Source organism: Thioalkalivibrio sp. ALJ15 (assembly GCF_000383695.1).
Classification (GTDB): domain Bacteria; phylum Pseudomonadota; class Gammaproteobacteria; order Ectothiorhodospirales; family Ectothiorhodospiraceae; genus Thioalkalivibrio.
In genome coordinates this window covers 246,040-259,187 of record NZ_KB912057.1, presented here as the reverse complement: position 1 = coordinate 259,187, position 13,148 = coordinate 246,040, and the positions used below count along the sequence as shown (strand labels likewise).

The 13,148-nt window shown below is 66.7% G+C and carries 9 protein-coding genes and 1 riboswitch; all 9 genes read left to right on the top strand.

All coding sequences use genetic code 11. The features are described from left to right. Positions 1–73: 73 nt before the first annotated feature. The 9 genes from G015_RS0104835 (at position 74) to cobA (ending at position 13,136) form a co-directional block, all read left to right on the top strand. On the top strand, positions 74–1,972 hold the full coding sequence (locus tag G015_RS0104835) for a hypothetical protein (RefSeq protein ID WP_020146256.1): 1,899 nt from the start codon (positions 74–76) through the stop codon (positions 1,970–1,972). Positions 1,973–2,017: 45 nt separating this feature from the next. Continuing rightward, positions 2,018–2,267: riboswitch (cobalamin riboswitch) on the top strand. A gap of 141 nt (positions 2,268–2,408) precedes the next feature. After that, on the top strand, positions 2,409–4,286 hold the full coding sequence (locus G015_RS0104830) for a TonB-dependent receptor domain-containing protein (RefSeq protein ID WP_020146255.1): 1,878 nt from the start codon (positions 2,409–2,411) through the stop codon (positions 4,284–4,286). A gap of 3 nt (positions 4,287–4,289) precedes the next feature. Further along, positions 4,290–4,844, top strand: a complete 555-nt coding sequence (locus G015_RS0104825) for a cob(I)yrinic acid a,c-diamide adenosyltransferase (RefSeq protein ID WP_018174773.1) — start codon at positions 4,290–4,292, stop codon at positions 4,842–4,844. A gap of 124 nt (positions 4,845–4,968) precedes the next feature. After that, a complete protein-coding gene (locus tag G015_RS0104820) occupies positions 4,969–9,462 on the top strand; it encodes a cobaltochelatase subunit CobN (RefSeq protein WP_020146254.1) in 4,494 nt (1,497 codons plus the stop codon). A gap of 136 nt (positions 9,463–9,598) precedes the next feature. After that, positions 9,599–10,042: a MotA/TolQ/ExbB proton channel family protein gene (locus G015_RS0104815; protein WP_018138714.1), complete on the top strand. Its 444-nt coding sequence runs from the start codon at positions 9,599–9,601 to the stop codon at positions 10,040–10,042. Then, complete coding sequence (locus tag G015_RS0104810; protein ID WP_018138715.1) at positions 10,039–10,329, top strand: DUF2149 domain-containing protein; 291 nt, start codon at positions 10,039–10,041, stop codon at positions 10,327–10,329. The genes G015_RS0104815 and G015_RS0104810 overlap by 4 nt, the downstream gene beginning before the upstream one ends. 52 nt (positions 10,330–10,381) lie before the next feature. Beyond that, complete coding sequence (cobO, locus tag G015_RS0104805) at positions 10,382–10,996, top strand: cob(I)yrinic acid a,c-diamide adenosyltransferase (protein WP_020146253.1); 615 nt, start codon at positions 10,382–10,384, stop codon at positions 10,994–10,996. Further along, positions 10,993–12,285, top strand: a complete 1,293-nt coding sequence (locus G015_RS0104800) for a cobyrinate a,c-diamide synthase (protein ID WP_018993652.1) — start codon at positions 10,993–10,995, stop codon at positions 12,283–12,285. Before cobO ends, G015_RS0104800 begins: the two co-directional genes overlap by 4 nt. Beyond that, complete coding sequence (gene cobA / locus G015_RS0104795; protein ID WP_020146252.1) at positions 12,282–13,136, top strand: uroporphyrinogen-III C-methyltransferase; 855 nt, start codon at positions 12,282–12,284, stop codon at positions 13,134–13,136. The genes G015_RS0104800 and cobA overlap by 4 nt, the downstream gene beginning before the upstream one ends. Positions 13,137–13,148 lie beyond the last annotated feature (12 nt).

Sequence of the window (13,148 nt, the reverse complement as noted above, 5' to 3'; positions counted from 1 at the left end):
TCCTGACCGGGCACCCGCAACCGGTCTGTTTTCCCTACACTTCACGGAAACGCTGAGGGGGCAGGGACGACGCGTGTTTGGCAGGTTTCGCAAGCGGCAACAGCGGCAGGAGGCCCCCCAGGCCGCCAGTCCGAGCCAGGACCATGTGCTGATCGAGGCGGCCGGGCGCAGCCGGATCACCGAGGTCGCGGCGACCGCGCGCAAGGTGCCCTGGTCGCTCAACATGCTGCAGCTGCTGTGGGCGGCCGGCCCGGTGACCTTCCTCGCGATGCAGGGGGGCTATTTCCTGGGCTTTGGCCACGCCGCCCCGGCCCAGAATTTCATCTTTTTTGCCGTCTACACGCTGCTGTTCGGGGTGATTGGCCTGCTGGCGCGGTTTATTGCCGATGCCACGCGGGGCAAGCGGCAGGAGCGCTCACGCGATCAGCTGCGCAATACGATCGACTTTTTGCCGGACCTGCTGTTCGTGACCCGCGACCTGGCGATGGCCGAGATGGCGCCGGACATGCGGCGACGCAAGGCCGCCGAGGTTCTGCTTCATGAGGTGGATATCTCGCCGGAAGGCGTCGCGGTCGCGGTGCGCGAGATGACCGGCGATACCAGCCTCGCAGCAGCGGCCGAGCAGATCGAGATCTACCGTCGGCTGGGGCTGCGCTCGCGCGTCGCGGATCTGGTGGATGCCACTGCGGATGCTCGTCTGGCCGCGCTGGAAAAACTGCACCACGATGCCTCCGAACTGGCGGATCCGCTGCGCGACCGGCTTCAGGGCGTCGCGCCAACCCGTGAGGATGGCGTCCGGCGGATCGATCAATTTCTGGACCGCCTGTTTTCAGCGGCGGACTCGGATGACCTGTCGCGCTGCTCACTGGATGATACGCAGGCCATGTTTGTACTGGCCTTCGAGATGGTCAACGGGCGGCAGATCCGGCGGCTGAGTTTCGAATGGTCGGGTGGTTGGCGGTTGGGGCATGCGCTGGATCGGCTGGAGTATCAGGGCAACCGTTTCCGCGTCGCTCAGGCGGGTGTGGTCAGTCGCCTGCGCTCGCTCGCGATGTTGCTGGCGCAAAGCCCGGCCAGTGGCCTGGATCCGCAGGTCCTGCGTTCGCCGACTCTGGGTATCGGGCGCGAGGTGCTGGATGCACTTTCGCAACTGGAACAGTCCCGCCCCGCTGTGAATTCGCCGGAAGGCCGCCTGCTGGGGCGGGCGCTGCGTCATGTCGAAGACCTGCGCGCGGCGCGGGACCAGCTCATGCAGGCGCAGAGTCGCTATACCGCCGCGGTCGAGCGCTGGGAGGCGCTGCGACGACAGCAGGTCGAGAGAAAGGGGCAGCAGAGCTGGTTCAAGCGCAGTGCGCGCGGTATCCGCGTGAGCGAAGAGGTGATCGAGCTGGCGGACGACCAGAAGCTGCGCCTGGCCGACCGGTTCTGTGAGTACCTGTCCGAGCTCGGCATCCGGCGCGAGGGCGACCTGTTCTACTTTGGTGGGCACCCACTGGATGCGGACACCGCCAAGCGCATCGGCATCCAGCTCGCACTGATTCTGGAGCCTCTGGTCGACCTGACCAACCCGAGTATCCAGCGCGCGATCTATGCGAATCCCGCCGCCTATCTCGGAGGCCTGTACGTCGGCATGAGTGCGGATGCCAAGGCGGGGTTGGGTTCGGCGATGGTGCGTATGGTGCGTCAGGATCTTAGCCGTATGGCGGAATGGCTGGCCCTGCGTCTGACGCGCATCTACCATCTGCCGCTGTCCGACTCCATGCGTGATTTCCTGGTACGGCAATATGGCGCCAATCCCGACCGCCTGGAGATGCTGGCCGCCCATCCGGTGGAGGAGGGCGCGCAGGCGGCGCCGGTGGCTTTGCGTGCCGAACGGTCGCCGGAATTTGACGCCATGCTGCAGGACAAGTCCTGGGGGCGGTTGCTCAAGAGCGGCGCACGTTATGTGCAGGCCGAGGCCCAGCGATCCTGACGCCGCGTATTTCCCGGGTCTGGTAATTTCTTGACCAACTGTGTAGGCTTTCGTGCGTTTTCTGGTGCCCCTCGGCGTGTCTCGCCGAGGGGTTAAACGGGAAGTTCGGTGAGCCCGCTACAGGTATCTGGATGCCTGCGGACGAATCCGACGCTGCCCCCGCAACGGTAATCGAGCGAGAGGCCATGACGGCCTCTGATGGTCGCGGCACACGCCACTGAACGGAATCGTTCGGGAAGGCGCCGCACCGGAACGCTCGTCAGCCCGGAGACCGGCCAGGGAATGATCGCGCGGCATGCGGCGGGCATGCGAGGCGGATGATCGGGCCTGGTCGCATAGCGGCTGTGCCCGGTCCCCCTCGTGCCTCTCTCCCCCTGCCTGCGTGGTCCCGACGAATTTACGGCGTGCGGGCGGCTCGCCGGGAGACACGGACGACATGAAACGCACAGCACTTTCCACGGCCATCCTGCTGGCCACCGGTCCCGCCCTTGCGGACACGCCGAACACCAACGACGCGCAGACGCTGGAGACCGTCCAGGTTACCGCCTCGCGAATCGCCCAGACCGTCGACGAGACGCTCGCTTCGGTGACCATCATCGACCGCGAGGAAATCGAACGCCTGCAGCCCCAGCAGTTCACCGATCTTTTAGATGGGCGCGCTGGCGTATCGGTGAGTGGTGCCGGCCCATTTGGTAAACAGTCGAGTGTGCGCGTGAGGGGTACCGAATCTGATCACCACCTGCTTTTGATCGATGGAGTTCGCATGGGCTCTGCGACCACCGGCGGGGCGAGTTGGCGGTTCCTGCCGCCGGAGGAGATCGAACGAGTGGAGATCGTGCGGGGCCCTCGAACGTCCATTTATGGGTCCGATGCCATTGGCGGCGTGACCCAGATCTTTGCCCGAGAAGGTCGAGAAGGACCGCCGAAGGTCAACGCATTTGTCGGAGGCGGAAGTTTTGACACGTGGGAGACCGGAGTCGGCGTTGCCGGCGGCACCGAGAACACGAACTACAGTTTCTCGGTTAGCCACTTCGAGACCGATGGGATTAACGTGCAGGACGACGTCGGTGACGATGACCCTGACGGTTACAAGAACACCTCGCTGGCCGGCAAGCTGTCGCATCGGCTCCCCAACGGCATCGAGCTATTCGGCAACATGCTGTATTCGGAGGGCCGCTCGGAATACGATGCGGACGAATTCGGCCTCGTCGACCCCGCCGACCCGGACTCTTTTGGCCGTCTGGGGCCGTATGACCGTGCCTACACGGATTTCGTGCACGCCGCCCTGCGGGCCGGTGTTCGTATTCCGGTAACCGCCCGCTGGGACTCGGAAGTCACGCTCGGGCAGTCACGGGATGAGAGTGACGATGTGACGGAAGGCGGCGTGCTTGGTGGAAGCATCGATCGATTCGATACGCGTCGGAATCAGCTGACCTGGCGCAACGATCTCCGACTTGGGGATCGCACCGACCTAGTGGCCGGAGTGGATGCCTACGAGGACCAGGTTGATGGCACCACCGATTATGACGAGGACTCGCGTTACAACGTTGGCGTGTATTCGGTCTTGCGCACCGAACTTGGCAACCACGACCTGGAAGCTTCGCTGCGTTACGACGACAACGAGCAGTTCGGTGCAAAGACCACGGGTCAGATCGCCTGGGGCATGCAGGCCACCGATGCCCTGCGCCTGCGGGCATCCTATGGGACGGCTTTCAAGGCTCCGACATTTAACGATCTTTATTTCCCAGATGTAGGGTTTTTCCGTGGCAATCCAGACTTAAATCCAGAAGAGTCAGAAACGTATGAACTCGGTGCGCGGTACTCAGCCGGTCACACGTACGTCGACGTTGCGGTGTTTGAGGCTCGCGTCGATAACCTTATTACCGGCTCCCCTCTCCCTGAAAACATCGAAGAGGCGCGGATTCGTGGGTTGGAGATCGAGGGTGGCCATGAGTTCGGTCCGTGGAATTCTCGTGCCTCGATGACGTTGTTGGATGCCGAAAACCGGGAAACCGGAAAGGAGCTGTCGCGCCGGGCGCCGGTAAGTGCGAGGTTGGATCTGGACCGAGAGTTCGGGCGGTTTTCCGTTGGAGCTACAGCCATTGCCAAGAGTCGATCGTATGACGATACCGGTAATAACGACCGACTTTCCGGTTACGGCCTGCTGAATTTGCGCGCCAGCTATCAGATCCATCGGGAATGGCAGCTCCGGGCGACGGTTAGTAATGTGCTTGATAAGGATTACGAGACCCAAGGGGGCTACAACCAGCCGGGTCGGGCCGCTTTCGTCAAGCTGCGCTACCAGCAGAGGTGATGCATGGGTAATCGACTGTCAAAGATTGCGACCCGCACGGGTGACGAAGGCCGGACTGGCCTGGGGGATGGCTCGCGGGTGGATAAGGACAGCCACCGCGTCGAGGCGTTTGGTGACGTGGACGAGCTGAACAGTGTCGTGGGCCGGGTCCTGGTCCACGATCTCCCGGAAGAGGTTCGGCGCGTGCTGGCCCTGGTTCAGCACGAGCTGTTCGACCTGGGGGCGGAGCTGGCGGTGCCGGGGCATCAGGCGCTACCGGATGCCTCTGTCGAGCGGCTCGATGTCGAGCTGGAAAGCTTCAACGCCGATCTGCCGCCGCTCGAGGAGTTCATCCTGCCGGGCGGTGGGCCGGCCACGGCCGACTGCCATATCGCCCGTACGGTATGCCGCCGTGCGGAACGTCGTCTGGTGGCGGTGAATCACCATGAGGCGCTGCGGCCGAGTTCACTGGCCTACATCAACCGCCTGTCGGATCTTCTGTTCGTGCTCTGCCGTGTGCTTGCACGTCACGAGAACGGCGCGGAAGTCCTCTGGCAGCCGGCCAACAAACGCGGCTGATTGCATCTGCCGTTGCTGGTTTTCGGGTGCCGTTTCCACGGCACCTTCCTGCGTATAACGGATTGGCGACGCCACCATTGCACCGGTGGCGTCGCCCCATCGAATTTTCTTCGGGGTTTATCGCATGTCCTTCTGGAAACGCAGCCTGGTCCTGCTGATCGTCGGCCTGTGGAGCACGCCCGTATGGGCAGGGCCCCAGATCGTCGGCATCGTCTCCGAGCGCTCGGCCCCCGAGGTGGCCGCCGGTGCGCATCGATTCCTGGAGGCCGTGCCGGATGCCGAGGTGGTGCTGCGCACGCCTGAGCAGCTGGCGGACAAGTCGGACTCGTCAATCCGGGCGTTGTGGCGCGATGCCGACGCGGTGCTCGTGGCAGCGGTGTTCGGGGACCAGGCCGGTCGTCTCGAACGTCTGCTGCGCGAAGAGGCACCGGCCGCGTCAGCGCCGATCCTTGCAATCAACAGCGAACGGCGCCTGACCGCGCTGTCCCGCATCGACGGCCAGGCGGTTCTGGAGGAGCTGGACGAGGAGGCCCGGACCGAACTGACCGAGAACCCTGAAGCGGGCGAGGATCCGCGCGAGCACCTGGCCCGGCAGCAGGAGCGCTTCTCAAACCAGGCCGACTGGTTAACCGGACGTGCGTTCTATCAGGGCCGCACACCGGAGAACATGGAGGGTCTGATGCGCTGGCTGGCCGCTCGGGGCGGGCACTCGATTGACGTGCCGGAACCGGATCCGCGCGAGACCATCCGCTATTACCGGGATGGCCAGTCGGTGGCCGACCCGGGGGATCTTGGCCTGGATGCCAGGCCGGCCGTGGCCGTGCTGGACCTGGATACCGGTGACCGTCCCGGTGACCGCGAGCTTCTGGATGCGACCTGCGAGGCGCTGGAGGCCCGGGATACCCAGTGCTTCGCGGTCCTCGCGCGCTGGGGTGGGGCCAGCCGCGAGGCAGTCGAGAACCTCGCCGCATCGGCGGCACCCGCCGAGCTGAGCGGGATCGTCAGCCTGCAGGACTTCGTAGTGGGCGGCGGTGGCAACCGCGAGGCGGTGGCCGAGGCCTTCGCCGAGCTGGATGTCCCTGTGGTCAAGGGGATTCGTCTGGCGGACGTGAGCGAGACCGAGTGGCGGCTCTCGCACGAGGGCATCCCCTGGGACAAGGTCCACTATCACGTGGCCATGCCGGAATTGCAGGGCGCCAGTCAGCCGATGGTGCTGGCGACCGCGGGCGAGCCCACGCAGGACGAACGCACTGGCGTGCGATTGGCGCTGCCCGAACCGGTGGGCGAGCGGGTGGAGGCCCTGGCCGACCGGATGCAGCGCTGGAACCGGCTGCGCCAGCTGGACAACACAGACAAGCGGGTCGCGGTCGTGTACTACAACCATCCGCCCGGTCGCCAGAACATTGGCGCCGACAAGCTGGATGTCCCGGAATCACTGCTGGAGATCCTGCAACGGCTGGAGGCCGCCGGGTATGACCTCGGGGACGAGGTGCCGGAGGATGCCGAGGCCCTGCTGGACATGATCCAGGACCGGGCGGTGAATCTGCCGGAACAGGCGGACGCGCTGGACGCGATCGCCGGCCGGGTCGCCTCGCTGGATCGAGATCAGTACCAGGCGTATTTCGACGGCTTGCCTGCCGCGGTGCAGGCGGAGCTGGTCGACGGACCGATCGGCTACCTGCAGGCGCGTCTGGAGGCGGCCAGGGACGCGGACAAGCACGAACTGGCGGAGGCCGCGCTGGACAGCGGTGTCGGCGATCTACGGCATATGCTCGAGAGCTACCCGCACGACGCCCAGGAACGGGCGCTGGACCTGCTCGCCCAATACGAGGCCGCCTGGGAGGCCACGCTGGCCGGTGAAGACGAACACGAAACCACCGAACAGCTGCGCAAGGCCCTGGTGCGTACAGGCATCCCGGGTCTGACCGGATGGGGCGAGCCGCCGGGCGAGGCCATGACGCGCGACGGCGAGATGCTCTTCCCCGGCATCGAGTTCGGCAACGTGTTCATCGGCCCGCAGCCGCCGCGCGGGTGGGAGGTCAGCGAGCGCTTGCTGCATGCGAACACGACCTTCCCGCCGACTCACCAGTACGCCGGTTTCTATCACTGGATTCGCGAGCACTTCGAGGCGGATGCGCTGGTCTACGTCGGGCGTCATTCCACTCGCGAGTTCCTCCCGCGCCGCCGCGCGGGTCTCGCCCCGGACGACTACCCCGAGATCCTCGGCGGTGACCTGCCGATCATCTATCCCTACATCGTCGATGGTGTCGGCGAGGGCATCCAGGCCAAGCGGCGGGCGATGGGCGTGATGATCAGCCACCTGACGCCGCCGCTGGCGGCCACCGAGCTCTACGACAGCCTGCTGGAACTGCGCCAGCTGGTGGAGACCTACGAGGCCGCGGCCCAGCCCGATGCGGCCACCCGCTCGCGCGCCGCCCAGACGCTGCGCGAGCGTATCGACGAGCTGGGCCTGACCGAGACCATCGAACGCGAACTGGCGCGCGGCCATCACCATCACGGCCACGACGACGGAGATGGGCACCACGATGACCACTCCGACGGGCATGAGCAGGACGGTGGCCATGGACATGACGACCATGGCAGGGACGATGATCATGGGGATGACCACGGGCACGACCACGGGCACGACCACGGGCACGACCACGGGCACGGTGACACTCCGCTCGCGGAGATGGATGAAGAGCTGCTGGTGCACGAGATCGGCCACTACCTGACCGACATGCAGGAGGACCAGATGCCGCTGGGTCTGCATGTGTTCGGTCGCGACTGGTCGGACGAAGCCGTGGACACGATGCTCGAGTCGATGGCCGGGGATGGTGAGGCCGGTGACGACTGGGACGACAGGCTGCGGGGTTCGCCCGCCAGTGAACGCGCCCATCTGCTGGCCGCCCTGGAGGGTCGGTTCGTGCCACCGGGTCAGGGCAACGATCCGATCCGCACGCCGGATGTACTGCCCACCGGGACAAACTTCCATGCCCTGTCGGCGGACCTGGTGCCAACACGAATCGCCTGGGGCATCGGTCAGGAACTCGCCGCGGATGCCCGCGAGCACGGTGATCCGGAAGCGGATGGCAGCGAGGCCATCATCCTCTGGGCCTCCGACACCGTACGTGACGAGGGGGTGATGATCGCCTTCGGCATGGACATGCTTGGAATCCGGCCCGCCTGGAACAGTCGCGGGATCGTCGAGGGCCTGGAGCGCATGGATCTCGACGAGGCCGGGCGCGACCGTCGCCGGGATGCCCTGTTCACCACCTCCGGGCTGTTCCGCGATCTCTACGAGGACCAGCTCGTGTGGCTGGACCGGGCCGCACGGCTGGCGCTGGATGGCGCCTCGGAGACCATCCTCGAGGAGCACCCGGAACTGGAAGAGGCACTGGAAGCAGCCCTCGCTCCGCTGGCGGAGGATCTGCGCGATCCCGGCGGCGAGTCGTTGGCGCGTAATGATGTCGCCGCGCAGTGGGTGGAGGACACCGAGGCCTTGCGCGCGGCCGGACTGGACGGTGCCGCCGCCGGGGAGCAGGCCGCGTTGCGCGTGTTCGGCACCGCACCGGGGGCGTACGGCGCCGGGGTCAACCGCCTGGCGGACCGTTCCGGCGCCTGGGAGGATCGCGCCGAACTGGGCGCGGCCTACCTGCGCCGCATGGGGCATGCCTACGGCACAACGGCATCCGGCGATGCGGCACACGAGGCGTTCGAGTCGCGCGTGGCCGGGGTCGGGCGCACCTATCTGGGCCGTGCCTCGCACCTGTACGGGCTGTTGGACAACGACGACGGCTTCGATTTCCAGGGTGGGCTGTCCACTGCCGTGGAAAGCCTGCGCGGCGAGGTGCCGGACAACCGCGTGCTGCAGCATGCCGACCCGGACAACCCGCAGGTGGAGACGCTGGGGCGCGCGCTGATGCGCGAGCTGCAGGGGCAGAACCTGAACCCGCAGTGGATCGAGCCGCTGATGGATCACGGTTATGCCGGGGCCCGCACCATGGCCCGCGACTTCGTCGACAACCTTTGGGGCTGGCAGGCCACCAACCCCGAGATCGTGCGCTCCTGGGTCTGGGACGAGGTGCACGACATCTACCTGCAGGACCGGCACGGACTGGGCGTGGACGAATTTCTCGCCGACGGCCACAACGTGCATGTGAAGACCCACCTGCAGGCCGTGCATCTGGTGGCTGCCAGTCGCGGGTTCTGGGAGGCCGAGCCGGAGGTACTGGACGCCCTGTCCGAACGCTTCGCCGAATTGGTTGCGGAACACGGCCTGCCGGGCAGCGGGCACACGCGCCCCGACCACCCGATGCTGGACGAGGTGGCCGAGCGCCTGGAGGACCCCGAACTGCGCGAGGCCTTCGAGGCCGTGCGCGCGTCCGCGCAGATCGATCGTGCACAGGCGGAGGCCGACCCCAGTCGTGTCACCGAGATCCAGCCGCTGGAGGACCCGGACGCCCGGGAGATGCAGGAGATGCCGGAAGCGGCCGAGGCCGAGAGTGGCCAGGAGACCGGCGACGAGGCAGCCGGCATGCCCTGGCTTCCCTGGCTAGTCGCCGCCGCGCTGTTCCTGCTGCTGATTGGCGGTATCGCCGCAGGCCGCCGCCGATAACCGCCGCTTGGGCATCTCCTGTAGGAGGCCAGCCCCCTGGCCGATGGGCCGCCGGATATACCCCATCGGCCAGAGGGCTGGCCTCCTACACAGGAAGGTGAGAAGCGCTGAACAAAGGTTAGTGAGGTAAACGCGAATGCCGTTCTCGATCACGATGGAACTGATGGATACCGTAGTGCGCTGGCTGCTGGAGCCGGTGATTGTCGGCCTGCTGGTGCTGGTGGCGGTCGCCGTCTGGGAGTTTGGGCTCGCACTGGGCGAACGCTCCGGCGGGGTGCGCCGGCTGGAGGCCACCGGCGATGCCGAGCGCCTGGCCTACCGCGCACGGCGCCGCATTGACCGCGCGGATCTGCTGGCACGCATCGGCCCGATGCTCGGGCTGATGGGGACGCTGATCCCGCTGGGTCCAGGGCTGGCCGCGATGGGCCGGGGCGAACTGGAAATCCTCGCTCAGGCCGTTACGGTGGCGTTCAACACCACGGTGCTGGGGCTGCTGGTTGGCATCCTCGGTTTCCTGCTCGGACGCCTCCGGCGGCGCTGGTATGACGCCGCGATGGAGCGCCTGGAGGCGGCGGCATGAGGGTCCCGCACTACCGCGCCAGCCGCTTCGATGCCCCTGACGAGGAACCAATGGGGCCATTGGCCAACCTGGCCGACATCATGCTGGTGTTCGCCGTCGGCCTGATGGTGGTGATGGCCGCCTCGGGGAGCGGCCTGGAACCGGCCAGCGGCGGCGCCGAGATCGAACCAGGGCGCGAGATCCCGGACCCGCCCGAGGGTGCCGGCGAGGCCGGCTCCGGCTTCGAGTCGATGGGCCAAGTCTACCGTGACCCGGAGACCGGACGAATGATCCTGATCGGCGAGTAGGCCCGCCCCCTGCGCACCCCGAACAAGCAATGAACTCAAGGAGTACATCAACATGACCGACGACACCGAAGCGGCACGGGCCGAACGCCACGCCCAGCGCATGGCCCGCAAGAAGGAGATCGTGGATCGCAAGATCGCCGAGGCGCAGGAAGAAAAGGGCGTGTTCCTGATCCTGACCGGCAACGGCAAGGGCAAGAGCTCCTCCGGCTTCGGCATGGTCGCGCGCGCCCTGGGGCACGGCATGCAGGTCGGCATCGTGCAGTTCATCAAGGGGCAGTTCGCCACCGGCGAGGAGGCCTTCTTCCGTGGTCAGGACCACGTGCAGTACCACGTGATGGGCGAGGGCTACACCTGGGAGACCCAGGACCGCGAGAAGGACGTGGCCGCGGCCCGCGAGGCCTGGGCACATGCCCGCGACATGCTGCGCGACCCGAACGTCGACCTGGTGCTGCTCGACGAGCTGCACATCGCGCTGAAATATCAGTACCTGGATGTGGACGAGGTGCTGGAGGATCTCGCCAATCGTCCGCCGATGCAGCACGTGATCACCACCGGTCGCGCCGCGCCCAAGGCCCTGATCGAGGCGGCCGATACCGTCAGCGAGATCGGTGTGGTCAAGCACGCCTTCCAGGCCGGAATCAAGGCGCAGAAGGGGATCGAGCTGTGAGTGTGAGCTGCCCCGCCGCATTCGTGGCGGCCCCGGCCTCGGGCCAGGGCAAGACCACGATCACCGCCGCCATCGCCCGCTACCACCGCAACCAGGGACGCCGGGTACGAGTGTTCAAGACCGGTCCGGATTTCCTCGACCCGATGATCCTGGAACAGGCCTCCGGCCATCCGGTCGACGCCCTGCATCTGTGGATGGTCGGGGAAGAAGCCTGTCGAGCGATGCTGTACGAGGCGGCCCAGGGATCCGACCTGATCCTGGTGGAAGGCTCGATGGGGCTGTTTGACGGGGATCCGTCCGGTGCGGATCTGGCCCAGGCCTTCGGCTTGCCGATCCTGGCCATGGTCGATGCCAGCGGCATGGGCCAGACCTTCGGGGCGCTGGTGCATGGCTTGTCGACCTACCGTCCGGGCCTGTCGTTTGCCGGCGTGATTGCCAACCGGGTGGGCAGTCCCGGCCATGCGCGGATGCTGGAGGACTGCACCCCGGAAGCGATCCGTTTCTTTGGTGCCGTGCAGCGTAACGAGACGCTAAGTGTCCCGGATCGTCACCTGGGTCTGGTGCAGGCAGGCGAGATCGCCGATCTGGATGCGCGGCTGGAGGCGGCAGCGGCCGCGATTGAAGAGGCTGGGGTGACCGGGCTCCCGGAGCCGGTGACCTTTCATCCGGAAACAATTGCGCCGATCGAGGCGGCGCTGTCCGGCGTGCGCATTGCGATCGCGCGGGATGCGGCTTTTGCTTTCATGTATCCGGCCAACCTGCGCCTGCTGGAGAAGATGGGCGCCGAACTGCGGTTCTTTTCCCCGCTTGCGGGGGACGGTTTGCCAGAGGCCGATGCCGTCTGGCTGCCGGGTGGCTACCCCGAGTTGTATCTGGATCAGCTGTCCGCCAATGCTGCCCTGAAGTCGGACCTGGAGGCCCATCATGCGGCGGGCCGCCCCATCCTGGCGGAGTGCGGGGGCTTTCTCTACCTGCTGGACGAACTGGCCGACCGCGAGGGCCATGCCGCGGCTATGGCCGGGCTGGTGCCGGGCAAGGCCCAACTGGCGGACCGCCTGCAAGGTCTGGGTCTTCAGGCGGCCCCGCTGCCGGAGGGCGAGCTGCGCGGGCACACCTTCCATCACACTCACTCCGAGGTCGGGCTCGAGCCCTATGGCCATTGCTGGCGCGCGCGCGGGACGGGGTCGCAGGGCGAGGCGATCTATCGCGACGGCCGCCTGACTGCGACCTATCTGCATGCCTGGTTCCCCTCCAACCCGGAGGCCACGGCCCAGCTGTTTCGAGCATGAGTGATCGACCGCGGGACAATGTGACGCGGATCGAGCCCGGGGCGCGCGCCGGGGCCCGCCTCCCGTTGTGCGGCGAGCGAAAGCCCGGTTGCGTGGATCTGGTCGGGGCAGGGCCGGGCGATCCGGGCCTGCTGACACTGGACGCCGCCGCAGCGATGCAGCACGCCGATGTCCTGCTGCATGACCGCCTGATCCCGGAGGCGATCCTCGAGCTGGCCAACCCGGAGGCGCAACGCCTGTATGTGGGCAAGGCCCGCTCACGGCACAGCTGCGATCAGGGGGATCTGAACGATCGCATGGTTGCACTGGCCCGGGAGGGGCACTACGTGGTGCGCCTGAAGGGCGGCGACCCGTTTGTCTACGGGCGGGGTGGCGAGGAGGCTGCCGCGATTGCCGCTGCCGGGGTGCCCGTGCGCATCGTGCCGGGGATTACCGCAGCCGGTGGCTGTGCAGCCTATGCCGGGATCCCGCTGACCCATCGCGATCACGCCTATCGCTGCCAGTTCGTGACCGCCCACCGGCGTGCCGGCGAGACCGATCTGGACTGGGCCTCGCTGGTCCATCCGCAGCAGACCCTGGTTGTCTACATGGGGCTGCATACCCTGGCCGAGGTCTGCGGCGAGATGATGGCGGCGGGTGCGGATGGCGCGATGCCGGCCGCGCTGGTTGAACAGGGGACGCGACCGGGCCAGCGTGTCATCGAAGGCGTTCTGGCCGATCTCCCCGCGCGGGTGGCGGATCTGGATATCCAGTCGCCGGCGCTGCTGATCGTGGGCGAGGTCGTGCGTCTGCGCGAGACGATCGCCATGCAGGGTGCCGAGTCCGTCCCGGGAGCGCATGAAACCGGCTGAGCAGAACAGCTC

Excerpts from the sequence above, each read along its gene's own strand:
- G015_RS0104830 (WP_020146255.1), top strand. The coding sequence starts at position 2,409 with ATGAAACGCACAGCACTTTCCACGGCCATCCTGCTGGCCACCGGTCCC.
- G015_RS0104825 (WP_018174773.1), top strand. The coding sequence starts at position 4,290 with ATGGGTAATCGACTGTCAAAGATTGCGACCCGCACGGGTGACGAAGGC.
- G015_RS0104820 (WP_020146254.1), top strand. The coding sequence starts at position 4,969 with ATGTCCTTCTGGAAACGCAGCCTGGTCCTGCTGATCGTCGGCCTGTGG.
- G015_RS0104815 (WP_018138714.1), top strand. The coding sequence starts at position 9,599 with ATGCCGTTCTCGATCACGATGGAACTGATGGATACCGTAGTGCGCTGG.
- G015_RS0104810 (WP_018138715.1), top strand. The coding sequence starts at position 10,039 with ATGAGGGTCCCGCACTACCGCGCCAGCCGCTTCGATGCCCCTGACGAG.
- cobO (WP_020146253.1), top strand. The coding sequence starts at position 10,382 with ATGACCGACGACACCGAAGCGGCACGGGCCGAACGCCACGCCCAGCGC.
- cobA (WP_020146252.1), top strand. The coding sequence starts at position 12,282 with ATGAGTGATCGACCGCGGGACAATGTGACGCGGATCGAGCCCGGGGCG.